The organism is Pandoraea sp. XY-2, from assembly GCF_004193915.1.
Lineage (GTDB): Bacteria > Pseudomonadota > Gammaproteobacteria > Burkholderiales > Burkholderiaceae > Pandoraea > Pandoraea cepalis.
The window spans coordinates 703,435-727,475 of the sequence record NZ_CP030849.1 but is presented as its reverse complement, the minus strand read 5'-3'; the positions used below and the strand labels follow the sequence as shown (position 1 = coordinate 727,475).

Genomic DNA, 24,041 nt, shown 5'->3' with positions numbered 1-24,041 from the left:
ACCGCCGGGACATCGCCTGATGCAACCCGGCGTTTTTTCATCTGCGAGACTCCCTGCGCGAGTTTCGATTCGGCTGAGGTAGACCCATGAGTGAAGTCTTTATCTGCGACGCGATTCGCACCCCCATCGGCCGCTACGGCGGCGCGCTGTCCTCCGTACGTGCCGACGACCTCGGCGCCGTGCCCCTCAAGGCGCTCATGGCGCGCAACGGCGGCGTCGACTGGACGCAGGTCGATGACGTGATCTTCGGCTGCGCCAACCAGGCCGGAGAAGACAACCGCAACGTGGCACGCATGTCGTCGCTGCTGGCCGGCCTGCCGCAAGACGTGCCGGGCGCCACGCTCAACCGCCTGTGCGGTTCGGGCATGGACGCCATCGGCACCGCCGCGCGCGCCATCAAGGCGGGCGAAGCCGGCCTGATGATCGCCGGCGGCGTGGAGAGCATGAGCCGTGCGCCGTTCGTGATGGGCAAGGCGGCGAGCGCGTTTTCGCGTCAGGCGGAAATTTACGATACGACCATCGGCTGGCGTTTCGTCAATCCGTTGATGAAGGCGCAGTACGGTGTGGATTCGATGCCCGAGACGGGCGAGAACGTTGCGACCGAGTTCGGCATCAGCCGTGAAGATCAGGATCGCTTCGCGGTGCGTTCGCAGGAAAAAGCGGCACGCGCCCAGGCCGACGGCACGCTGGCCCAGGAAATCACGCCGGTGTCCATCGCCCAGAAAAAGGGTGAGGCGATCGTGGTGGATCGCGACGAACATCCGCGTGCAACGAGCATGGAAGCGCTCGCCAGACTCAAGGGCGTGGTACGCCCGGATGGCACCGTGACCGCCGGCAACGCTTCTGGCGTCAACGACGGCGCCTGCGCTCTGCTGTTGGCAGACGAGGCGAGTGCGGCGCGCTTTGGCCTGACGCCGCGTGCCCGCATTCTGGGCATGGCGACGGCAGGGGTGGCACCGCGCATCATGGGCATCGGTCCGGCTCCCGCAACGAAAAAACTGCTCGCTCGGCTCGGTATGTCGATCGATCAGTTCGATGTGATCGAACTCAACGAAGCGTTTGCGAGCCAGGGCCTGGCCGTGCTGCGTCAGCTCGGCGTGGCCGACGACGACCTGCGCGTCAATCCGAACGGTGGCGCCATTGCGCTGGGCCATCCGCTCGGCATGAGCGGCGCACGTCTGGTGACGACGGCGATGTACCAGCTCCAGCGTACGGGTGGTCGCTTTGCGCTGTGTACGATGTGCATTGGGGTCGGCCAAGGCATCGCTATCGCCATCGAAGCGGTGTAATCCCACAACACCGCCCGTGTTTCAGGGCCGGGCGCGCGTGCGGGACTGGGTAAGTCCTGCCACGCCGCACCGGGGTCCCGCCGGCACGATCAGTGCCGGGCGGGACGCATCTGCCCTCAATCTCCTTCCGTCCTTCCTCAGGTTCCCCTGACCGTTCAGACAGCCTTGGCGACGTCACGCATGACGGCGTCGAAGAACGTTGCCCGCGCGTCCGCTTCGCTGCGGGCATACGCGCGGTTGATGCCGCTGATCACTGCCCGAATCGATGCGGTCGTCAGATTCGCATCGATGCCCACGCCGAAAGCACTGCCCACGATGGCGTCGCCGGCCATCTCCGCGATGGCGATCGCACGGGCGTCGGCCCCTTGCGTGAGCGCGCGCTCCTCGTAGTGCTGGACGCGCACAGGCGTGCGCATGGCGTGCATCAGGGCGTCCAGCGGTCCGTTACCGGTGCCCGAGACGGTCGTGCGGTGACCGTGAATGTCGAGCGTCACGGCGATTTGCTGGCGGCCGTCTCGCTCGGACAGCGTGTGACCGACGTAAGCGACCGGCTCGTTCGACGCCACGTATTCCTTCTGGAACAGTTGCCAGATCTGCGACGCGGTGACTTCGGCCCCCGTCTCGTCGGTGTAACGCTGTACGGCCGAGCTGAAATCGACCTGCAGCCGACGCGGCATCTGCACGCCATACGACTGCTCGAGCAGATAGGCGATGCCGCCCTTGCCCGACTGGCTGTTCACGCGAATGATCGAGTCGTACGTGCGGCCGAGATCGCTCGGGTCGATGGGCAGGTACGGCACTTCCCAGACGGCATCAGGTTTTTGCGCCGCCAGGCCCTTCTTGATGGCGTCCTGATGCGAACCGGAGAACGCGGTGAACACCAGGTCGCCGACGTACGGATGTCGCGGATGCACGGGCAACTGCGTGCATTCTTCCGACGTGCGGGCGATCTCGTTGATGTTCGAGAAGTCGAGGCCCGGATCCACACCCTGCGTGTACAGGTTCAAACCGAGGGTGACGAGGTCAACGTTGCCCGTGCGCTCGCCGTTGCCGAAGAGGCACCCTTCGATGCGGTCGGCGCCGGCCATCACGGCCAGTTCAGCGGCGGCCACGGCCGTGCCGCGATCGTTGTGCGGGTGGACCGAGAGAATCAGCGAATCGCGGCGCGCGAGGTGACGGTGCATCCACTCAATCTGGTCGGCATAGTGGTTCGGCGTGCCGATTTCCACCGTGGCCGGCAGGTTGACGATGCACTTGCGCTGCGGCGTCGGCTGCCACACATCGAACACGGCGTCGCACACGTCCTTGGCGAACTCGAGTTCGGTGCCGGTAAACGTCTCGGGGCTGTATTGCAGCGTCCATTGCGTGTCCGGCGCGGCGTCGGCACAGCGTTTGATCGTCTTGGCCGCGGCCACGGCAAGCGCCTTCACGCCGGGCTGATCGAGGTTGAAGACGATGCGGCGGAATTCGGGCGCGGTCGCGTTGTAGAGGTGGACGATGGCGCGCGGCGCGCCCTTGAGCGCGGCGAACGTGCGCTCGATGAGGTCGTCGCGGGCCTGCGTGAGGACTTCGATGGTGACGTCGTCGGGGATGTGACCGCCTTCGATCAGTTCCCGCACGAAGTTGAAATCGGTATCGGACGCCGACGGGAACGCCACTTCGATTTCCTTGAAGCCGATGGCGACGAGCGTCTTGAACATGCGCATCTTGCGCTGGGCATCCATCGGCTCGAACAGGGCCTGGTTGCCGTCTCGCAGATCGGTGCTCATCCAGATCGGGGCGCGCGTGATGGTGCGGCTCGGCCATTGTCGGTCGGGGATATTGACCGGGGTGAACGGGCGGTACTTCGTGGCGGGGTGCTTCAACATGGCGTTGTCTCGATGGTCAGCAAAAGTGGCAACCGGACGACGCATGAACGCAGATAAGCTACGACCGCCGGTTGGAGGAACCGGGGCTCAGATCGGCGTAACTGGGGAAAATCAGCGGTGCTTCAGAGAAATCTTCAGACGATGCACGCGCGCAGCAACGGACCAAGCCCGGTGGAGCGGGCTAGTAGTCGTAGCGAGAGGGAGAATTGCGCGGTGATCATGGGCCTCATGAAATCACAGAGTTTCAGGCACTGTCAACCATGATGTGTTGCTTTGCGAGATTGCCGTCGTGGGCAACTACGCGCCGCCGTTGAGCGGCGACGCCAGGAGACCGCCGCCCCATCAGGCCGTGAGCGGCACGGCCGAGGTGCACTTGATCTCGTCGAGACAAACGCTCGACTTGACGGCACTCACCCCGGGAATCCGCATCAGCGTATCGAGCAAGAACTCGGACAGCGCCTTCAGATCGCGGGCCACGACCTTGAGCACGTAGTCGATATCGCCCGTCACGGAAAAGCACTCCTGAATCTGTGCCAGCTCCGCCACCAGTGCCTTGAAGTTCGACAGGTCGCGGATATGACCGCGCTCCATCGTCACATGGACGAAGGCGACCACGCCGAAGCCGAGCCGCTGCGCGTCGAGCCGTGTGTCGTAGCCCTTGATGACGCCCATCTCCTCGAGCCGCCGGTGACGCCGCAGCGTCTGCGCGGGCGACAGCTTGATCGCCTCGGCCAGCTCAAGATTCGAAATTCGCCCGCGCGACTGCAATACCCCCAGCAACCGGACGTCGATTCGATCGATCTCGATATCATGCACTTTTATCTCTCCTCATACACATTTTCCGAAATATTAGTGCATAAACTAGGGTTTCCCTAACACCGTTACGAAATCCTATTTTGCGGTGCCCCCCTTACACTGAGCGCGGTAAAACGTCGCATATGCGCGCCACCTTCCCAACATTTCAGGGATTACGGCGAACGGAACGGGCCCGCCGGTTGATCCCAACCCGACGGTCGACAAAGCGCAATTTTGTTGCACTTCCCGTTGTCGCCCGGCGTTCGACGAATCTGACACCTTATCCATCACCTGACCCAGCCGAGACGATCATGGCCGACCTGTTTGACAACCCGATGCAACTGATGGGCTTCGAATTCGTGGAATTCGCGTCGCCTACCCCGAACGTCCTCGAACCCATTTTCGAGCAGATGGGCTTCACGCTGGTGGCGCGTCACCGTTCGAAGGACGTAGTGCTGTACCGCCAGGGCGACATCAACTTCATCGTGAACCGCGAGCCGAACAGCGAAGCGGCCTACTTCGCCGCCGAGCACGGTCCGAGCGCCTGCGGCATGGCATTCCGCGTGAAAGACTCGCACAAGGCCTACGCCCGTGCACTGGCGCTCGGTGCGCAGCCGGTGGAGATCGAGACCGGCCCGATGGAGCTGCGTCTGCCCGCGATCAAGGGCATCGGCGGTGCGCCGCTGTATCTGATCGATCGCTTCGAGGAAGGCAAGTCGATCTATGACATCGACTTCGAATTCATCGAGGGCGTCGACCGCCATCCGGTCGGCCACGGCCTGCGTCTGATCGACCACCTGACGCACAACGTTTATCGCGGCCGCATGGCCTATTGGGCCAGCTTCTACGAGAAGCTGTTCAACTTCCGCGAGATCCGCTACTTCGACATCTCAGGCGAATACACCGGCCTGACGTCCAAGGCCATGACCGCGCCCGATGGTAAAATTCGCATCCCCCTGAACGAGGAATCCGCCAAGGGCAGCGGCCAGATCGAGGAATTCCTGATGGCCTTCAACGGCGAAGGCATTCAGCACATTGCGTTCCTCACCGACAACCTGCTGCAGGTGATCGACAACCTGCAAATGGCCGGCGTCGATCTCATGACCGCGCCGAACGACTTCTACTACGATGCGCTCGAGACCCGTCTGCCCGGTCATGGCCAGCCGATCGGCGAACTGAAGTCGCGCGGCATTCTGCTCGACGGCACGACCGAAGGCGGCAAGCCGCGCCTGCTGTTGCAGATCTTCTCGAAGACGCTGCTCGGCCCGGTGTTCTTCGAGTTCATCCAGCGCGAGGGTGACGACGGCTTCGGCGAAGGCAACTTCAAGGCGCTGTTCGAATCGCTCGAGCGCGATCAGATCGAGCGAGGTACGCTCAAGGTCTGAGTCGGGGGAGACACGATCGTCGGCACACGCCGACGATCCCAAAGGACACGGCGGCGGCGTCATAAGCGCTGCGCCGTGGCGGCTCAACGGTTCCGGTTCGTTCGCCCACAGGACGAAACAGAGAAGCGCGCCGCATGGCAACGAAGGTAGGGTAAGGAACAGACATGTCCGCCAACGCACCACAAGAAGGCTCGCTCCACCGCGGCCTGAAGAATCGTCACATCCAATTGATCGCGCTGGGTGGCGCGATCGGCACCGGCCTCTTTCTCGGCATCGCCCAAACCATCAAGACCGCCGGTCCGTCAGTGCTGCTGGGCTATGCCATTGCCGGCGTCGTCGCGTTTTTCATCATGCGCCAGCTCGGCGAAATGGTCGTCGACGAGCCGGTCGCCGGCTCGTTCAGCTACTTCGCCAACAAGTATTGCGGCCATTTCGCGGGCTTCGTGTCCGGCTGGAACTACTGGGTGCTCTACGTGCTGGTGTCGATGGCCGAACTCTCGGCCGTGGGCATCTACGTCCAGTACTGGTGGCCGGCCATCCCCACCTGGGTCTCGGCCCTCGTGTGCTTTGGCGTCATCAACGCCATCAACCTCTCCAGCGTGAAGTCGTACGGCGAGATGGAATTCTGGTTCTCCATCATCAAGGTCGCCGCCATCGTCGGCATGATCGGGTTCGGCGGCTATCTGCTGTTCTCCGGCAACGCCGGCCCTGAAGCCAGCGTGACCAACCTGTGGCGACACGGCGGTTTCTTCCCGAACGGCGTATCGGGCCTGGTCATGGCGATGGCCGTCATCATGTTCTCCTTCGGGGGACTGGAACTGGTCGGCATCACGGCGGCGGAAGCGGACAACCCGTCGCACACGATTCCGCGCGCGACCAACCAGGTCATCTACCGCATTCTGATTTTCTACGTTGGCGCGCTCGGCGTGCTGCTCTCGCTGTATCCGTGGGAGAAGGTGGTATCGGGCGGCAGCCCGTTCGTGCTGATCTTCCACGCACTGAACAGCAATGCCGTTGCCAACGTGCTCAACGCCGTGGTGCTGACCGCGGCGCTCTCGGTCTACAACAGTTGTGTGTACTGCAACAGCCGCATGCTCTACGGTCTGGCCGGTCAAGGTAACGCGCCGCGTGCGCTGCTCAAGGTCAACCGTCGTGGCATTCCGCTGCTGGCGCTGGGCGTCTCGGCCGCCGCGACCGCCGTGTGCGTGGTGATCAACTACTTCATGCCGGGCAAGGCATTCGAACTGTTGATGGGGCTGGTCGTGTCGGCGCTGATCATCAACTGGGCGATGATCAGTGTGATCCATTTGGTCTTCCGTCGTGCCAAGGCGCGCGCGGGCGAGACAACGCTGTTCAAGAGCCTCGGCTACCCGCTCACGAACTACCTGTGCCTGGCGTTCCTCGGCGGCATTCTGGTCGTGATGTACCTGATTCCGGACCTGCGCATTTCGGTCTACCTGATCCCGGTGTGGCTGGTCGCGCTCGGCATCGGCTATCTGGTGCGTCAGAAAACACACCGCGTAGCCCCGATTCAGGCCAGGGCGGCACGCTGAGGTCCCCCGCCCAAGGCCGACGACCACCGGCGCCAGCCGGTCGCAGCGCCTCGGGCGCCAACCGCCCGGGGGCATACCCGGCGACACCTCACTAGCGGTATCATCAACTTCTTGGCGCAGTCCGGGCCGCCGGGACCGATCAGACGGTCCGGCGGCCCGGCGCCCGCACTCCACCGACTTTCTCTCGTTTTTCCAGGAACCGCCATGTTCGAACATATCGATGCCTATCCCGGTGACCCGATCCTCTCGCTCAACGAGAATTTCGCCAAGGATCCCCGTACCAACAAGGTCAACCTGAGCATCGGCATCTACTACGACGACGATGGCCGCCTTCCGGTCATGCAGGCCGTGCGAGAGGCAGAAGCGCAGTTGCTCGGCGAAGTCGGTCCGAAGCCGTACCTGCCGATGGCAGGGCTGGCCACCTATCGCGACGCCGTGCAAGCGCTCGTGTTCGGCGACGACTCGCCGGCACGCGCCGACGGTCGCATCGCTACGGTACAGACGCTCGGCGGCTCGGGTGCGCTCAAGGTGGGTGCCGATTTCATCAAGCGCTACTTCCCCGGCGCGCAGGTCTGGGTGAGCGATCCCACGTGGGACAACCATCGCTTCATCTTCGAGCGTGCCGGTTTCACCGTGAATACGTATCCGTATTACGACGAGGCCACCGGCGGCCTGCGTTTCGACGCGATGGTCGACGCCATCGACAAGCTGCCTGCGCGTAGCGTGGTGCTGCTGCACGCGTGCTGTCACAACCCGACCGGCGTCGATCTGAACGATGCGCAGTGGGTGCAATTGATCGACGTACTCAAGAAGCGCGAGTTGCTGCCCTTCGTCGACATGGCGTATCAAGGCTTCGGCTCGGGTCTGGACGCCGACGCGTTCGTGATTCGTGAACTGGCACGTCAAGGGGTGCCGGCCTTCGTCGCCAACTCGTTCTCGAAGAACTTCTCGCTGTACGGCGAGCGTTGCGGCGGCCTGTCGGTCATCTGCGAGTCGGCCGAAGCGGCCGATCGCGTGCTCGGTCAGCTCACGAGCGCGGTGCGTTCAAACTACAGCAACCCGCCGACGCACGGCGCGAAGATCGTCGCCAAGGTATTGAGCACACCGGCACTGCGCAAGTCGTGGGAAGCCGAACTCATGGCCATGTGCCAGCGCATCGCGCGCATGCGGGGCGCGATTCACGACGGCCTGCGCGGGCATATCCCCGAGGCGATGCTCTCGCGCTACCTCGAGCAGCGCGGCATGTTCACGTACACGGGGCTGTCGGCGACGCAGGTCGATGTCCTGCGTGATACGTACGGCGTCTATCTGATCCGCTCGGGCCGCATGTGCGTGGCGGGCCTCAACGAGAAGAACGTGGCGGTGGTGGCCGACAGCATCGCCAAGGTGTTGAGCCAAGGCTGAGCGTCGCTCCGTATTGGAAGCCCCACGAAAAAGGGACGGCGTGCGCCGTCCCTTTTTCAATTCAATGCGGCGTGCTTAACGAGTTGCACGGTAAGCTTGCCCGGCGTGCTTCGTCACCGGGGTGCCGAGGCGAGGTACTGCCACGACAGCCCTGCCGCACCGCGCACGACCTTGCCTGCCGAGCCCTCGGGAAAGTGGGCTGGGAACACAGTGGTTCCGGCGTCAGCCGCCAGACCGAGCAGCCTGCGGCGCGACACGTCGGCCTGAACCGGATCGAGACAGAACGCCGAACACCACTCGGGACGATAGACCTGCACGGGGCTGTGCATGACATCGCCGGAGAACAACGCGGTCTCCCCCTGCGACGCGATCGAGATAGCCATGTGACCCGCACTGTGGCCTGGCGTCGGCAGGAAGCGAACGCCGTCAAGCACCTGTTCACCGCCGTCGGGCACCTCATGCACAAGGCCGGCGTCGAGCAGCGGCAACACGCTGTCTTCGAACACCATTCGACGTGCGGCGCCCGGACCGGTGTCAAAGAACTCACGCTCGCGCCGGGCGAAGACATACGTGGCGTTGGGAAATACCGGCACCCAGCGCTCTCCTTCGCGAAAGGTGTTCCAACCAACGTGATCGACGTGGAGGTGCGTGTTGAACACGTAGTCGACCTGTTCGCGATCAAATCCCGCCGCGCTCAGGCGCGCCAGCACGGGATTCGACAAGCGGTCGAACAACGGACTGAAGGCCCGCGTCTTGCCATTGCCGATACCGGTGTCGACGACGATCGTCAAGCCGTCGAACTCCACGATCCAGAGATGCGTTTGCAACGCGACGCGTCCATTCGAGGGATCGAACGACGCCGGCGAAAGCCTTGTCGCGAGATCAGCCCCGGCCTCGGGTGCCCAATCGGGAAACAGTCGCGGCGCGGGCAACGCAAACGCGGTCTCGAAGATGCCCGTGATTCGGGCGGATCCCACATGAAAGACGGGGACAGACGGCGTCATGTTCGAACTCCAGGACGTTATCCAGCAGAATAAGCAACGCATGCAATGACCGGCACATCACTCGCTACCGGATGCCAATGCCACCGCGGCGCGGCGCGTGGCAAGCGCATAGCAAAGGAAGCTGGCAATCGCCGCGACCGTCCCCACCAGCGCAAGCGCCGTGCCCAGACTACTCGCCGATCTTCCAAGGTGCTCGTTGATCGCGCCAACCGCAAACGGACCCACACTGCCGCTGATGGCATTCGTCATGAAGACGAGCAGCGCGATCGCCCGACCGCGCATTCGGTTTGGCAGCGCGATCTGAAGCGGAACAGGCGCGAGCGCCATGGCGATGCTTGCGGCGAACGCACACACGCCATAAAGCACCACTGCCGCCAGACTATGGCTCATCAGCGGCATCGCAAACGCCGCAGGAATCAGCATGGCCGCGCCGCCGGTGGACAGGCCCAGTACCCGGCGCAGCGCACTACGATCCGTCGCACGCGCGGCGAGCAGGCCCGCACAGACCACACCGAGCACGCCACCCAGCATGTACGCGGGCGCCGCAAGTTCGCCGACCGTCCGGGCGTCGAGCTGAAACTTGCGCATGAGTAGCGCAGGAAACCAGGCGGCATGGGCGTAGAAGAGCGTGATCAGCGCCACATACGCCGCGAAGTATGGCAGGCAAAAGCGATTCCTGACGAAGAGCTCGCGCATCACTTCCCGCATCGACGGCAAGTCGTCCTCGCCGACGGCACCGGCGCGTCCGAGGCCGCGGCGTGTTGGCTCGCGCACCGTGAAGAACACCAGGGCGCTGAGCAGGAAACCCGGCAGACCGACGGCAACGAAAACGGACTGCCACGGCGTCAGCCCATGGGTCGCCAGCCAGGCACTGACGGTGTGATCGCTGCTCAGGGTGAACAGATAACCGCCGCCGAACAATGCCAGCCCGCCGCCGACATACGGCCCCAACATGAAGATGCTGCTGGCGCGGGTGACCTTTCGCGGCGCGAAGAGATCGCTAAAGATCGAGAGCACGGCAGGGCTGAGTGCCGCTTCCGCCACGGCCGTCCCGGCGCGCGCGAACAACAGCTCCGTAAAGTTGGTCGCAAACCCGCACAGCACGGTCGATGCCCCCCAGATGGCCACACAGGCCGCGATCAGCGTCACGCGATTGGCGCGGTCGACCCAGCGGGCCACGAAGACCCCCGCCGTGGCATAGCACATGGTGAAGGATATGCCTTGCATCAGACCGATCTGCACGTCGGTGAGCCCAAGCGTTTGCTTGATCGGCTGCACGAGAATGCTGACGACCTGACGGTCGAGATAAGAAAACGCAAAGCAAACGAAAAACAGCAGCACCACGTAACCGTAATAGCCGGCACGTCCGTGTTGCTCATCTGCCGACGTGGCAATGATGGCGGGTTGAGCGCTCATGAGAATGTCCTGTTTGACATGCAATGTGTCGAGATGACGGAGGCTGCGATCGGCGCAGTACGCGTCAGTCCCAGGGACTGTCGCTGGCGAGCAATGCGATGCAGTCGCCCGGCTCCACTCGGGCGAACGTGCGCATGCACATCACCGTGCCGTCGCTGCGGAAGGCGATTTCGCGGGGTGCCTCCCACGGGGCGTGCGGATCGAACAGGCGCCCGGCCAGTTGCCCGTCGCGCACGTCGTCGCCGAGCCGGAACGCCGGCTCGAAGACACCGCCCCGCGGCGCGTAGACGTAATGCCTCGGCCCGTGCACGGCCATGACGCGGGTGTCGTGCGACGGTGCCGGACCGTCCTCCGACGTAACGCCCAGCACGCGCAGAACGCGTTGCAGACCGGCTTCGACAATGGCGAGGTTGGCGGCGTCGCAACCCGCGCCGCCACCAAATTCGCCGCAGAGAAATAGTTTGTCGTGACGTTGCGCCGCGGCGCCGAAGGTGCGGTCTTCGCCGAGCAGATCCATAACCATCGTGTACGGGGCACCGAAGGCGCGAACCAACTGCAGATAGCGAGCGCGGCGCGCGACGTCGACGGGCGGCGCGGCCAGCAAGGTCGGTGCGTGGTCGAACGACGCCCCGCCGGCGTGCAAGTCGATCACGACGTCGGCACGGGGCAGCAGCTCGGTCTCCACGTAGTGCGCGATCATCTCGGTCGGCTGTCCATTGCGCGCGCCGGGGAACAGCCGGTTCAGGTTGCCCTTGTCGATGGGCGACGTGCGCGTGCCGTTCGCGAACGCCGGATAGTTCAGCGCGGGAATCACGATCAGCCGGCCGCGAACCGACATGGTGGGCAGGCGCTGCAACAGCTTCATCAGGGCGATCGGACCTTCGTATTCGTCGCCGTGATTGCCACCGGTCAGCAGCACCGTTGGGCCGGTGCCCGGGCCCGCGTTCAGCACTGCGGCCGGAATCGGGACATGCCCGTAAGCGGATCGGTCGTGAGAATAAGGCAAGCGCAGCGTGCCGGTCTGGAGACCGGTGCGCTCATAGTCGATATCGGAAGCAATCAGGGACGCAGAGTTTTGCATGACGAGAGAGTGAAAAGCCAGGCGATGCCTTGGATGAATTCACTATCGCAGACGCAAAAATGCTTGACCAATGCCGTTCATTGACCGGGGTGATGCCTCCAACGCATCGCCCGACGTGGCGGCGGATGCCACGGCATCCGATCGCACGTCGGAGCGTCAAGCCGCCTGTACGGCGGCCAACTGTTCGATGAAGCGTTGCAGGGCGGGCTGTGGCGGATGCTGCGCCGAGTGGCAGAAGGCCAACGGCAAGCGCACCGAGAGATCGCGAATGGCGGCAAAACGCACGCGGGCCGGCGGCCGGTCGCGATTCGCATCGTTGACGATCGCCAGCCCGACACCCGCAGACACCAGCGACAGGATCGCCGCCTCGGTCGACACTTCCTGACGAATGTCGAGCGTCAAGCCATGCTCGGCACATGCGGCGATCAAACGATCGTAGTACGCGGGATAAACCGCGCGCGGAAAGGCCACGAAGGGGTGCGCGCGAAGCGACGCGATGTCCACGTCGCCCTCGCGCCCCATCGGCCAATCTGCCGGCACCGCGAGGACGACATCGTGTTCGAGCAGGGGCACTTCGGCGCATCCTTCGCGCAACGCGCCGAAACGATAACAAAACCCGCCGTCCAGCGTACCGGCCGCGATGGCGTCGAGCTGTTCGGGCGTATTCATCGGTATCAGTTCGAGCGCCACGTCTGGCGTGGTGCGCTGAAAGGCATTGAAGGCGGCGGGCACCAGACCGTCCCAGGACGCGTTCTCGACAAAACCGATGCGTAACCGGCCGGTGACGCCCGACGCGAGGCGCCGTGCGGTACGGTTCGCGCTTTCGACACGGGCGAGGATGTCACGGGCTTCAGCGAGATAGGCCGTTCCGGCAGCGGTCAGCACGAGGCCGCGCGCCGTGCGCGTGAAGAGCGCCGCCCCGATGGTCTCTTCGAGATCCCGGATCTGCCGGGAGACGGCCGGTTGCGTCACATGCAGAATTTCGGACGCCGCGCGCACGCTCAACTGCTCTGCCACCGCAATGAAATATCGGAGATGCCTGAGTTCCATGGTCCGGCCGAGGAAGGTGCTTCGTGTCTCGCCTGCGCAGACAGCCTCCGCGCGACGGGTCAAAGTGCGAGCAGTCTACCGGAAAAGCCCGACGCCACCGCGCCCGGCAAGCCAGGCGACTTGGCGGTATATTGGTCGTCCCGCGGCGCTGCGCGTCGCTCCAACACGAACGCATCGATCCTCATGTCCGATCTATCCCCCGATTTGTCCCAGTTTCCCATCACGCGCAAGTGGCCCGCCGCGCATCCCGAGCGTCTGCAACTGTATTCGCTGCCCACGCCCAACGGCGTGAAGGTGTCGATCATGCTCGAAGAAATCGGGCTGCCGTACGAAGTGCACCTGGTGAACTTCTCGACCGACGACCAACTCTCGCTCGAGTTTCTCACGCTCAACCCCAACAACAAGATTCCGGCGATCCTCGATCCCAATGGCCCCGACGGCAAGCCGATGCCGCTGTTCGAGTCAGGCGCGATCCTCTGGTATCTCGCCGAGAAGACCGGCAAGCTGCTGCCCGCCGATCCGGCCGCGCGTTACGAAACGCTGCAATGGGTGATGTTCCAGATGGGCGGCGTGGGGCCGATGTTCGGTCAGGTCGGATTCTTCCACAAGTTCGCGGGCAAGGACTTCGAGGATAAGCGTCCGCGCGACCGCTACGTGAGCGAAGCGAAGCGCCTGCTAGCCGTGCTTGACGCGCGTCTGGCGACACACCAGTGGATCATGGGCGACGAGTACACGATTGCCGATATCGCCACGTTCCCGTGGGTCCGGAATCTCGTCGGCTTCTACGAGGCAGGAGAGTTGGTCGGCTTCGACCAGTTCAAGCACGTGCAACGCGCGCTCGACGCATTCGTCGCGCGGCCCGCCGTGAAGCGCGGGCTCGACATTCCGAAGCGCTCCGCCTGAACGCCCGGATCAGGCCGGAACGTCGTTGCGACGATCGGCCTGTAACTGCGAGAAAGCACGCGTGTAGTGACGCGCACGCCGGACGTCGGTCAGACGCTCCTGAGAGCTCGCCATGCCGCGAACGGATTACGGCGACGCAGGACCCGATGCGGCGGGTGACGGGTGCGCCGGCGTCACGAACTGAGTCGCCGGTGACGGCGAATCGCCCGCCGAGCCGGAGGGCGTAGTTGTGCCGTTCGACGACGCCGCGCCCGGGCCGTTCCATTCGCCCGGCACGCCCGGAATCGTGGCGCCATGCGGCGCGCTCGCGGGCAATCCGGACGCCGGCTGCGCCAGCACGGCCGACGCTACCGGCACCGGCAACGGCCCGCTATCGCTCGCGACGGCAGGCGTGGCGTCCGCGGCGGCGGGTGCAGGCGCCGCACGCTTCACCGGGGCTTTCGCCTTGTGCGCCGGTTCGGGGCCTTCTTCGCGAACAGCCCCGTCACCCAATCCGACACGCGCGTCCACCCGTCGCTATACCAATGGTGGTTATCCGGTGCTTCGAACTTCGCGTTCGCATCGATCACCTTCGAGCGCAAGGCTCGCGAAAACACATCGCCGACGATCGGCAACGCGCTATGCGCGCCCTGCCCCCAGTAATCGCTGCGCAGCGTCACGCGACTGTCGTTGAAACCGACCCACGCCCCCGCCACCAACTGCGGCTGCATGAGGATGAACCAGCCGTCCGCGTTGTCTTGCGTCGTGCCGGTCTTGCCCGCCACATCGGCGCGAATGCCGAAGCGTGTGCGAATCGCAGTGCCCGTGCCACGATTGATGACACTGCGCAGCGTGTCGAGCAGTGTGTAGTCGTCGTTCACGGAAAGCGCACGCTCGGCGCGCGCAGGTGAGAACGTGGCGAGCACATCGCCATCGCTGTTCGTGATCTCGGTGACCATCGTCGGCTCGCGATACTCGCCGCCGTCCGCGATGGTGCCGTAAGCGGTCACCATCTCCTTGAGCGAGACGGGGCTCGTGCCGAGCGCCAGCGACGGCACCGGATCGAGCTTGCTCTCGCGCACGCCCATCGCCCGCGCCAGTCCGGCCACACGCGACGGCCCCACGTCCTGCATCAGTTGCGCCGTGACGGTGTTGCGCGACTGCGCCAGCGCGTCGCGCAACGTCATGGGCCTGTTGGTCGGCGCGGTGTCGTCGCTCGGTCGCCAGATCTCTCCGCCCGCAAGCGGAATCTCGACGACTTGGTCGACGATAGTGTCGTCCGGCGTTCTGCCCTTGACGAACGCCGCGCCATACACGAATGCCTTGAATGTCGACCCCGGCTGCCGCCGCGCCTGTTGAACGTGATCGAATGGATCGGTCGTAAAGTCGCGGCTACCGACCCATGCGCGAATTTCACCCGTGCGCGGATCGAGCGCCAGAAAACCCGCTTGCACCCGGGTCTTCGTCGCGCGCAGATTCTGCATGAATGTCTTGTCGGCGAGCTGACGCTTCATCGCCGCGTCCGGCGCCTCGCCTCCCGCCACCGCGTTGCGATACTCCGGCGATTCGCGCACGAACGCATGCACCAGCGCCGCGCTGTCGCGCCAGCCACCGCGTGCCGACCAGTTGGCGTCGGCAATGCCCTGCAATTGATTGGCCTGATGCGTGAGCGCCTGCGTGGCCATCGTCTGTAAGCGCGAGTCGATGGTCGTATGCACGACGAGGCCGTCGGAATAAATGTTGTAATCGTGACGATCGGCCCAGCCGATCAGCCACTTGCGCAATTGCTGGGCAAAGTGCGGTGCGGGCCCGGGTTCCTCGGTCTGCCGCTCGAAGTTGATGCGCAGCGGGCGTTTCTGCAACGCGGGGAGCTTCGACGCATCGAGCCCTCCGAATTTGACCATCTGGGCAAGCACGGTATTGCGACGTTGCAGCGCACGCTCAGGGTTGATCACCGGGTTGTAGTAACTGTTGCCCTTGAGCATGCCGACGAGCGTGGCGGCTTCGAGCAAATCGAGCTGGTCGGCCGACTTGTCGAAGTACGTGCGCGCGGCCATCTCGATACCGTACGCGTTGTACAGGAACGGCACCGTGTTCAGGTATGTCTCGAGAATCTCGGGCTTCGTGTAAAGCGCTTCGATCTTCAGGGCGGTGATCGCTTCCTTGAGCTTGCGCGTGAGCGTGGGCGCCCGGCCGATCTCGTCCGGATACAGATTGCGCGCGAGCTGCTGCGTGAGGGTCGACCCGCCCTGCCGGTCGCCGGAGAACGTGTGCAGCGCCGCCGATGCGGTACGCTTCAGGTCGATGCCATGATGCTCGTAAAAGCGGTGGTCTTCCGTCGCAACCAGTGCCTTGACGACGTTCGGCGATACGTCTTTCAACGGCACCCATTCACGGTTCGCCGGCCGGAATTCGGCAAGCAGCTTGCCGTCGGCCGACAGCACCTGCGCCGGTCGGTCGATCCTGGCGCGCCGGATGTCGCGGATGCTCGGTGTGAATGGAATCAGGATCAGCGTGTACGCGACAAGCAGGCACGGCAGCGCCGCGACGGCGATGAGCACGCCCCGGCGTGTCGGGTGACGCACGTGAAACCACGCACGGGCCGCATACGGCTTCAGGGGTTGCGCGAGACGCAGACCATGCCGCCCCGTCTGGGCGATGGCATGCAACAGCGACGAGAACAGCGACGAAATCGGGCGCTTCACGATGGGGGATGGCGTGGCAAAGTCCGCATCCTACCAAAACCGACAGACGAACCCGGCAAGCTCAAGGCACGATCGGCACCGGCGAGTCCGGTTCGAGCTTGCGCCACACGAAGCCGATATGCTCGCGCATGATGCGGCGCGCCGCTTCGGGCTGGCGGGTACGGATGGCCTCCCACAGTGCGAGATGGTGCGCGAGGATAGTTTCCGACGCCTGCTCGCGCAGATCGAACAGCCCCGAGTTGTTGAGCGAGATGTGCTCGTGGAGCATCTTGGTCACGCTGCCTTGCAGGTGTCGAAGCATGGCGTTGTGCGACGCGTTCGCAAGGGCCGTATGAAAATCACCGTCGAGCCGCGACTCGCGCACCGTGTCGCCGCGCTCGTGCGCGTCGACCAGCCCATCGACCAGTTCGGACAGACGCGCAAGATCTTCATCGGTCGCCCGCACGGCCGCCAGATAGGCGGTGGTGCCCTCCAGCATCAGGCGAAACTCGAGCATGTCCGGACGCAACTCCGGATGATCGCTCACGAGTTGCCGCCAAGGCGAAATCAACCCCGTCTGCAGACGATCCGAGACATAAACGCCCGACGCGGCCCGCGTCTTGAGCAGGCCGCGGGCAACGAGACGCTGAAGCGCTGCGCGCACCGTCGAGCGTGCCACGCCCAGCGATAGCGCCAGCGCCCGCTCGGACGGAATACGCTCGCCTGGCGCCCATACGCCTTCGATCAAACGGGTCTCGAGGTCGCGAGTGATGCGCTCGGTCAAAGTGGGACCGCTCACGGTGACGTCTCCTGCAATCGGTCAGATGCGTGCGTCGATGGCGACGCGGCACCCAAGTTGCGACACACGAGCACCTCGATGCCTGGGCGTGCGTCGTCGGCGCGTGTTTTGCCTATGCCGCGATTTTGCCCTGTCGGTTCGCATTCACAGCAACTGGTACGACCAGTTTGCCCGAACGTTTCACGGGTGTCGATCATCGCGTCAGCCGGACGACACGTCCGTGCCACCGTCGTGCCAACCGCCATTCAGACGCGGCCGCGCGCACGGCGACACCGCCTGACCAAGCCTTATAGCAATCGATCACCAAATCGAGGAGACGCAAGTGGAAGTGTGGGTACAGAACTACGTGCCGGGTGGCACGCTATGGATCGCGGCGCTCATGGCCGCGCTACCGATCATCGTATTCTTTGTCGCCCTGGCGGGACTGCGCATGAAAGCGCATGTCGCGGGCGCGCTGACCGTTGGGATCGCACTGATCATCGCCGTCGCTTACTTCGGCATGCCGGCCAGAATGGCCGCCATGTCCGCCGTGTATGGCTTCGCTTACGGTCTGTGGCCCATCGCCTGGATCATCATCACTGCGGTCTTTCTTTATCGTGTGGTCGTCAAGACCGGACAGTTCGACATCATTCGCAGCTCGGTGGTCTCGCTGACCAACGACCAGCGGCTTCAGATGCTGCTGATCGGTTTCTCGTTCGGCGCGTTTCTTGAAGGCGCGGCGGGCTTCGGTGCACCGGTCGCCATCACCGCCGCGCTGCTCGTCGGCCTCGGCTTCGAGCCGCTGCGCGCCGCAGGCCTGTGCCTGATCGCCAACACCGCGCCCGTTGCCTTCGGTGCGATGGGCATTCCAATCATCGTGGCGGGTCAGGTGAGCGGCATCGACGCGTTCCATATCGGCGCGATGGCCGGACGCCAATTGCCGCTGCTCTCCGCCTTCGTCCCGTTCTGGCTCGTGTTCATCATGGACGGCAAGCGTGGCGTCAAGGAAACGTGGCCTGCCGCGCTTGTGGCGGGGGCAGTTTTGCCGTCGCGCAGTACTTTTCGTCGAACTATATCGGACCGGAACTGCCGGACATCATCTCGTCGCTGTTCTCGCTCGTGTGCCTCGCCAGCTTCCTGAAGGTGTGGCAGCCGAAGACGTCCGCCGCGCGGGCCCATTCCGGCGTGTCGATGTCGGGAGGCAGCGCAGCGCTGGGTGGGTTCGGAGGCCTTGGCGGCGGATCGGCACACAGCGCGACGGCGTCGCCCTACTCCGCCGGCCAGGTCCTGCGTGCCTGGTCGCCGTTCCTGATCCTGACCGGCATGGTCACGATCTGGAGCCTGCCCGCCTTCAAGGCACTGTTCGCCGCAACAGGCCCGCTCGCGTGGACCGTGCCGTCGCTGCACGTGGCCGGGCTCGACCGCCTGGTGTCCAAAGCCGCGCCCATCGTCGCCAAGACGACCCCGATGGACGCCATCTTCAAGTGGGATGCCCTCTCGGCGACGGGCACGGCGATCTTCATTGCGGCACTGCTCTCGATGGCCCTGCTGCGCATGAAACCCGTCGACGGTGTGAAAAGCTTCTTCGAAACCGTCATGGCGCTGAAGAAGCCCGTGCTGGCCATCGGTCTCGTGCTGGCGTTTGCATTCGTCATGAACTATTCGGGCATGTCGACGACGCTTGCGCTGTTGCTCGCGCACACGGGCGCGGCGTTCCCGTTCTTCTCGCCGCTGCTCGGTTGGCTGGGGTGTTCCTGACCGGTTCCGACACGTCGTCCAACGCGTTGTTTGCGAGTCTGCAAAGCACCACCGCGCAGCAGATCGGTGTGTCGAACACGCTACTCGTGGCCGCGAACACCACCGGCGGCGTGACCGCCAAGATGATTTCCCCGCAATCGATCGCGGTGGCTTGCGCGGCCACCGGCCTGATCGGCAAGGAAGCCGATCTGTTCCGCTTCACCGTCTGGCACAGCCTGATGTTCGTCTTGCTCGCCGGTGTGATGACGCTGGTGCAGGCTTACTGGCTCACGGGGATGTTGGTGCATTGAGTCGGCCGTCGTTGTAGACACTCGCCGCGGCGCCGATCGTGCGCCACGGCGAGTGTGTCGTCCCCTGTTGGAGAACCCCATGAAAGCGGCCTTGTTCGTCCCCTGTTTCATCGATGCCCTGTTTCCCGAAGTCGGCATCGCCACGCTGGAGTTGCTGGAGAAACTCGGCTTGAGCGTCGATTACCCGCGCCGTCAGACCTGTTGTGGACAGCCTTTGGCCAACAACGGCTGCGAAGCCGACGCCGCGGGCGCCGAGTCGCTCTTTGTCGACAACTTCGCCGGTTACGACTACATCGTGGCGCCGTCGTCGAGTTGCGTGCATCACGTGCGCAAGCACCTGAGCGCAGCGGGCGAGTCGGAGCGCACGGCCGCCGTTCGCGCCAACACCTACGAACTCACCGAGTTTCTCCACGATGTGCTCAAGGTCCGCCACTTTCCGTGGGCCGAGTTTGCGTACACCGTCGGGCTGCATAACAGTTGCAGCGCCATCCGCCACCTGCATGCGGCGTCTGCCAGCGAGATTCCCGGCGAGCCATGGTCGAAGGCCCGCACGCTGCTCGACGGCGTGCGCGGCATCCGCTTCGCGGCGCCGCGTCGTCCCGACGAATGCTGCGGCTTCGGCGGCACGTTCTCCGTGTCCGAGCAGGCCGTCTCGGTCAAGATGGGGCAGGACAAGGTACAGGACCACCTCGACGCTGGCGCGCAGTTCATCGTCTCCGCCGACATGTCTTGCCTGATGCACCAGAAAGGTTGCGCGGCACGCGCGCAGACACCGATGCGCTTCCTGCATATCGCTCAAGTCCTCAATGGCGTTGACCTCGACACCCTCGCGCCGGCGGCGCATGCGCAGGTGACGGCATGAGCCGGGCCGAGCGCGTGAATCACGCCAGACAGGCCGAGGCATTTCTCGCGAAAACCGCGCACGTGGCATTTCACGACAAGCGCCTGTGGGACCTGCGCATGAAGCGCGACGCGCAGGCCGCCTCCATTGGCGAGTGGGAAACGCTGCGCACGCTCGCGTCACAGATCAAGGAACACACGCTCTCGCGATTGGGCGACTACCTCGACCAATTCTCGACACAAGCCGAAGCCAATGGCGTGAAGGTTCATTGGGCGCTCGACGCCGCTGCGCACAATGCCATCGTCCACGGCATTCTCGCGGCGCATGGCGTCAAGACACTCGTCAAGAGCAAGTCGATGCTCACCGACGAATGCGAATTGCGCGAGTATCTCGAACCGCGCGGCATCGAAGTCATGGAGACCGATCTTGGCGAGCGCATTCAGCAGCTCGACAAGCAGCCGCCGTCGCATGTGGTCGTGCCTGCGGTGCACAAGCTGCGGGGCGACGTCGCAAAGCTGTTCGGCCGCACGCTCGGCACCGATCCCGACAACGACGACGTGCACTATCTGGCCGAGAGTCAGCGTCAGACCACGCGTCCGGCGTTTCTCGAAGCGGGCGCCGGCATGACCGGCTGCAACTTCGCCGTCGCGGAAACGGGCACGGTCGTGGTGTGCACCAACGAGGGCAATGCCGATCTGTCGGCCAACGTACCGCCGGTGCACATCGTGTCCATCGGCATCGAAAAGCTGATTCCGCGCACGGCCGACCTCGGCGTGTTCATTCGCTTGTTGTCGCGCAGTGCCCTCGGGTCGCCCATCACCCAATACACGTCGCACTTTCGCGCGCCGCGTCCGGGTACGGAGATGCACTTCGTCATCGTCGACAACGGCCGCTCGGCGCGTCTCGCGATGGACGACTTCTGGTACTCACTCAAATGCATTCGCTGCGGGGCCTGCATGAATACGTGTCCGGTCTACCGACGCAGCAGTGGCCTGTCGTACGGCAGCACTTATGCAGGGCCGATCGGCGCCATTCTCAATCCCGCCTCCGACCTCAAGCGCTACAGCGCGCTGCCGTTCGCATCGACGATGAATGGCAGCTGCACCAACGTCTGCCCGGTGCGCATCAATATTCACGAGCAGTTATACAAGTGGCGACAGATCGTGGCGCAGGAAGGTGAATTGCCCCGCGTCAAGCGCAGCCTGATCAAGGTCGCCGGCAAGCTGCTCGCCAATCCGGTGCTGTATCGCACATCGATCAAATCGATGAACGTCGCCCTGCACCGTCTGCCGAACCTGGTGCTCTACAACCCCCTCAACACGTGGGGCAAGGGGCGCGACCTGCCCGACGCCCCCACCCAGACCTTCCGCGACTGGTACGACGCCCATCGAACATCGCGCGACGCGACAGGCCAGGAGACGCCATGAGCACTTCCCGCAATGAATTTCTCGTGCGCGTGCGCGCCGCGCAGCGCGTGTCGCTGCGTGATGACGAACGGACTGTCGACGGGGCGTACGAACCGTTTCCCTTGCCCGTACTGCCTGTCTTCGAGACACCCGAGGGCGACCGGTGCGAGCGCTTCGGCCTGAACCTCGTTGCGATGGGCGGCAAACTCGCGACGCTCGACCACGCGCATGAACTGCCCGCGTGGCTTGCCGAGCGGTTTCCCGGCGTGACGCCCGTCACCGCGACAGCGCAAGCCACTACGGCGGCACCGCTCGACCTCAGGCGCGCGCCGGCGTCGCTGCATGACGTCGACGTCGCCATCGTGCGTGCGCGCTTCGGCGTCGCGGAGACCGGCTCCGTCTGGCTCTCCGAGCAGGAGTACGGAGTGAACGCGCTCGGCTATCTCGTGCAGCATCTCGTGGTGTTGCTCGACCCACGCGACATCGTCGATGGCCTGCAGGACATCTATCGATTGCCAGACTTTGCGTCGGCGCGTTACGCGGTCCTCGTCACCGGACCGTCCGCAACGGCCGATATCGAAGGCGTGCTGATTCAAGGTGCCCAGGGCGTGCGTTCCCTCACGGTCGTGTTGCTGCCTCGCGACTGATTGCGTCCCAACGCCGCTCGGCGCCGCGACGCTTTGTCGCACAGCGCCCGTGCGTTCTCCCGCACTTGACGCGCATCAAGTTCGCCCCGGGAGGCGGCTTCTACCATCGGTCGGGCTCACTCACGACTATGGAAACCACCATGAAGCTCTCTCTTGGCGCTACGGCCATCGCCGCAGCATTCGCCAGCTGTGCCGCCGTCTTCAGCCCATTCGCGGCGGCACAGGCAACGTCACAAACGACCGACACCCCCCCGGTCGAGTCAGCCAAACCCTTCGGCTTCATCAAAGACAGCTCGCAAGGGATTTACGCCGGCGACATCCTCGCACGCGTTCGCGTCATCGGCATTTTGCCGGACTCGCATGCAAGCGGCAGCGTGTTGCCAACACTGGGGGTGAGCGTGAACAACGCCATCGTGCCGGAGCTGGATTTCAGCTACATGATTCTCGACAACGTCGGTGTTGAACTGATTCTTGGCATGTCACGTCATCAACTGACGTCCAGCATCGGGAACCTCGGCAGCGTGAACGTATTGCCGCCGACGCTGCTGCTTCAATACCACTTCAATCACGCGGGCAAGGTACGACCGTACGTTGGCGCAGGCGTCAACTACTCGCGCTTCTGGAACAGCAACCTGCACGCGGGCGGCACGCCGATCTCGATCACGAACCACAGCGTCGGGCCGGCGCTTCAAGCGGGCGTGGACGTTCAAATGACCAAGCATCTGTTCGTCAACATCGATATCAAGAAGCTCTGGATGAAGACGGATACCGCGCTTGGCGGCACCGACCTGGGTACGCTCCACATCGATCCGTTGATCGTTGGCGTGGGGCTGGGCGTGACGTTCTGATACCCCGGCGGGCGCGCAAGAGAAACGTTCGGGCCACACGCCGAAACGCGAGGGCCATTACAAACGGCCAGCGCGCTCGCCCATGCCTTGCTGGGCAGCACCGCACCCGCACACACGCGGCGCCCGGGGAGGCGCCGCGCAATGTCCCCTCAGAGCGGGTGACGGCAAAATCCCTTTTAAAGCATGCGTCGCAACGTATCGTCGCGACGGAAGTAGTGGTGCCACAGCGCCGCCAACGCATGGAACCCGATCACCCAATAGAACGCGTTGCCGATCGTCTCGTGAATCTCCTTGATCGAGCGGCCCGTCTGTTCGTCTTTCGCAATGAACTGCGGCAGCGCGATATCCAGCCCCGGAATCGTGAGCGGATGCCCCTGGGCATTGAGCGTCAGATAGCCCAGCACCGGCTGCGCAAACATGAACAGATAGAGCAGCAGATGCGCGGCAGACGACCCGGCTCGCGCCCACCACGCTTGGCCTGGCAGCGCCGCCGGCGCGCCCTTGATCAATCGAATGAGCAAGCGCGGCACAGCCAGCACCAACACCGCGAGCGCGGCCCATTCGTGGATCGTGAGTGATAACGCACGTGGCGCACTCCCTCTCGGCAAATAGCCTTTGATGATGACGGCGGCATAGGCGATCACAATCAGCAATGCGATCACCCAGTGAAAGAAAACCGAGGGCGGCGCGTACCGCTCACCGGGCAAGAGCGATGAACCGCGCGAGCGGAACTTGATCGTGTTATCCATCTGGGGAGTTCCTCAAGATTGGGGTCCCCCATTATCGCGTTCGTCCCGCGACAAGAAAAGATCGCCAATTGTCACATTTGTTACCCAACGTTCCCCCAGACATTCGGAATCCTCCTTCCCATAGGCAGATCGACTATGCCGACAATACGTCTGAAGCGCGCCCCCACTCGATGTTCGCGCCGCGCTGCAATGAACCTCCTTGGCCGACGCACGCTCGGTCGGCCTTTAAGCCCCGCTCGCGGGCTTTCTTTTTGCCCGGAACGCTCGCCCCCTATTCTTACGAACCCTTCTGTCCTCACAGGTCCGATGCACA

At 64.1% G+C, this 24,041-nt stretch carries 17 protein-coding genes and 2 pseudogenes; 10 read left to right on the top strand and 9 right to left on the bottom strand.

Translation table 11 applies throughout. From position 1 onward, the window contains the following. Nucleotides 1–86 precede the first annotated feature (86 nt). Complete coding sequence (gene pcaF, locus DRB87_RS03320) at nucleotides 87–1,289, top strand: 3-oxoadipyl-CoA thiolase (RefSeq protein WP_130024863.1); 1,203 nt, start codon at nucleotides 87–89, stop codon at nucleotides 1,287–1,289. A gap of 155 nt (nucleotides 1,290–1,444) precedes the next feature. Here pcaF and leuA read toward each other — a convergent pair whose 3' ends face one another. Together leuA and DRB87_RS03310 are read right to left on the bottom strand one after the other, a co-directional pair. Then, complete coding sequence (leuA, locus tag DRB87_RS03315) at nucleotides 1,445–3,157, bottom strand: 2-isopropylmalate synthase (protein ID WP_130024862.1); 1,713 nt, start codon at nucleotides 3,155–3,157, stop codon at nucleotides 1,445–1,447. A 342-nt stretch (nucleotides 3,158–3,499) separates the two neighbouring features. Then, nucleotides 3,500–3,973, bottom strand: coding sequence for an Lrp/AsnC family transcriptional regulator (locus DRB87_RS03310; protein ID WP_130024861.1), 474 nt, complete (start codon nucleotides 3,971–3,973; stop codon nucleotides 3,500–3,502). A 290-nt stretch (nucleotides 3,974–4,263) separates the two neighbouring features. Between DRB87_RS03310 and hppD the strand changes: the two genes are divergently transcribed. From hppD to DRB87_RS03295, 3 genes are all read left to right on the top strand, one after another. Next, complete coding sequence (hppD, locus tag DRB87_RS03305) at nucleotides 4,264–5,337, top strand: 4-hydroxyphenylpyruvate dioxygenase (protein WP_130024860.1); 1,074 nt, start codon at nucleotides 4,264–4,266, stop codon at nucleotides 5,335–5,337. Between the two features lie 164 nt (nucleotides 5,338–5,501). Continuing rightward, nucleotides 5,502–6,890, top strand: a complete 1,389-nt coding sequence (locus DRB87_RS03300; RefSeq protein ID WP_130024859.1) for an amino acid permease — start codon at nucleotides 5,502–5,504, stop codon at nucleotides 6,888–6,890. Between the two features lie 204 nt (nucleotides 6,891–7,094). Further along, nucleotides 7,095–8,294, top strand: coding sequence for an amino acid aminotransferase (locus tag DRB87_RS03295; RefSeq protein WP_130024858.1), 1,200 nt, complete (start codon nucleotides 7,095–7,097; stop codon nucleotides 8,292–8,294). 113 nt (nucleotides 8,295–8,407) lie between these two features. Here the strand turns inward: DRB87_RS03295 and DRB87_RS03290 are convergent, their stop codons facing one another. The 4 genes from DRB87_RS03290 to DRB87_RS03275 all read right to left on the bottom strand — a co-directional run bounded on the left by DRB87_RS03290 (nucleotide 8,408) and on the right by DRB87_RS03275 (nucleotide 12,845). Then, nucleotides 8,408–9,298 (bottom strand): MBL fold metallo-hydrolase, encoded by an 891-nt coding sequence (locus tag DRB87_RS03290; protein WP_130024857.1) that lies wholly within the window; start codon nucleotides 9,296–9,298, stop codon nucleotides 8,408–8,410. Between the two features lie 57 nt (nucleotides 9,299–9,355). Next, a complete protein-coding gene (locus DRB87_RS03285; RefSeq protein ID WP_130024856.1) occupies nucleotides 9,356–10,714 on the bottom strand; it encodes an MFS transporter in 1,359 nt (452 codons plus the stop codon). A 64-nt stretch (nucleotides 10,715–10,778) separates the two neighbouring features. Next, a complete protein-coding gene (locus DRB87_RS03280; RefSeq protein ID WP_130024855.1) occupies nucleotides 10,779–11,795 on the bottom strand; it encodes a succinylglutamate desuccinylase/aspartoacylase family protein in 1,017 nt (338 codons plus the stop codon). 156 nt (nucleotides 11,796–11,951) lie between these two features. Then, complete coding sequence (locus DRB87_RS03275; protein WP_130024854.1) at nucleotides 11,952–12,845, bottom strand: LysR family transcriptional regulator; 894 nt, start codon at nucleotides 12,843–12,845, stop codon at nucleotides 11,952–11,954. Between the two features lie 183 nt (nucleotides 12,846–13,028). Between DRB87_RS03275 and DRB87_RS03270 the strand changes: the two genes are divergently transcribed. After that, on the top strand, nucleotides 13,029–13,748 hold the full coding sequence (locus DRB87_RS03270) for a glutathione binding-like protein (protein WP_130024853.1): 720 nt from the start codon (nucleotides 13,029–13,031) through the stop codon (nucleotides 13,746–13,748). A 126-nt stretch (nucleotides 13,749–13,874) separates the two neighbouring features. Here DRB87_RS03270 and DRB87_RS03260 read toward each other — a convergent pair. Both DRB87_RS03260 and DRB87_RS03255 read right to left on the bottom strand, forming a co-directional pair. Continuing rightward, nucleotides 13,875–16,396: pseudogene (locus tag DRB87_RS03260) on the bottom strand (penicillin-binding protein 1A). A gap of 97 nt (nucleotides 16,397–16,493) precedes the next feature. Next, nucleotides 16,494–17,210, bottom strand: coding sequence for a FadR/GntR family transcriptional regulator (locus tag DRB87_RS03255; RefSeq protein WP_130024851.1), 717 nt, complete (start codon nucleotides 17,208–17,210; stop codon nucleotides 16,494–16,496). Between the two features lie 322 nt (nucleotides 17,211–17,532). On the opposite strand from DRB87_RS03255, the pseudogene DRB87_RS03250 reads away from it, so the two are divergent. The 5 genes and pseudogenes from DRB87_RS03250 to DRB87_RS03230 all read left to right on the top strand — a co-directional run bounded on the left by DRB87_RS03250 (nucleotide 17,533) and on the right by DRB87_RS03230 (nucleotide 22,979). After that, nucleotides 17,533–19,237: pseudogene (locus tag DRB87_RS03250) on the top strand (lactate permease LctP family transporter). 79 nt (nucleotides 19,238–19,316) lie between these two features. Further along, complete coding sequence (locus tag DRB87_RS03245; RefSeq protein WP_130024850.1) at nucleotides 19,317–20,099, top strand: (Fe-S)-binding protein; 783 nt, start codon at nucleotides 19,317–19,319, stop codon at nucleotides 20,097–20,099. Continuing rightward, the gene (locus DRB87_RS03240; RefSeq protein WP_130024849.1) at nucleotides 20,096–21,505 is read left to right on the top strand and encodes a lactate utilization protein B; all 1,410 of its coding nucleotides are present in this window, start codon (nucleotides 20,096–20,098) and stop codon (nucleotides 21,503–21,505) included. The genes DRB87_RS03245 and DRB87_RS03240 overlap by 4 nt, the downstream gene beginning before the upstream one ends. Further along, on the top strand, nucleotides 21,502–22,131 hold the full coding sequence (locus DRB87_RS03235; protein ID WP_130024848.1) for an LUD domain-containing protein: 630 nt from the start codon (nucleotides 21,502–21,504) through the stop codon (nucleotides 22,129–22,131). Before DRB87_RS03240 ends, DRB87_RS03235 begins: the two co-directional genes overlap by 4 nt. Nucleotides 22,132–22,271: 140 nt before the next feature. Further along, on the top strand, nucleotides 22,272–22,979 hold the full coding sequence (locus tag DRB87_RS03230; RefSeq protein ID WP_240756159.1) for an OmpW family protein: 708 nt from the start codon (nucleotides 22,272–22,274) through the stop codon (nucleotides 22,977–22,979). Between the two features lie 176 nt (nucleotides 22,980–23,155). Here the strand turns inward: DRB87_RS03230 and DRB87_RS03225 are convergent, their stop codons facing one another. Continuing rightward, nucleotides 23,156–23,728: a cytochrome b gene (locus DRB87_RS03225; RefSeq protein WP_130024846.1), complete on the bottom strand. Its 573-nt coding sequence runs from the start codon at nucleotides 23,726–23,728 to the stop codon at nucleotides 23,156–23,158. Nucleotides 23,729–24,041: the final 313 nt, after the last annotated feature.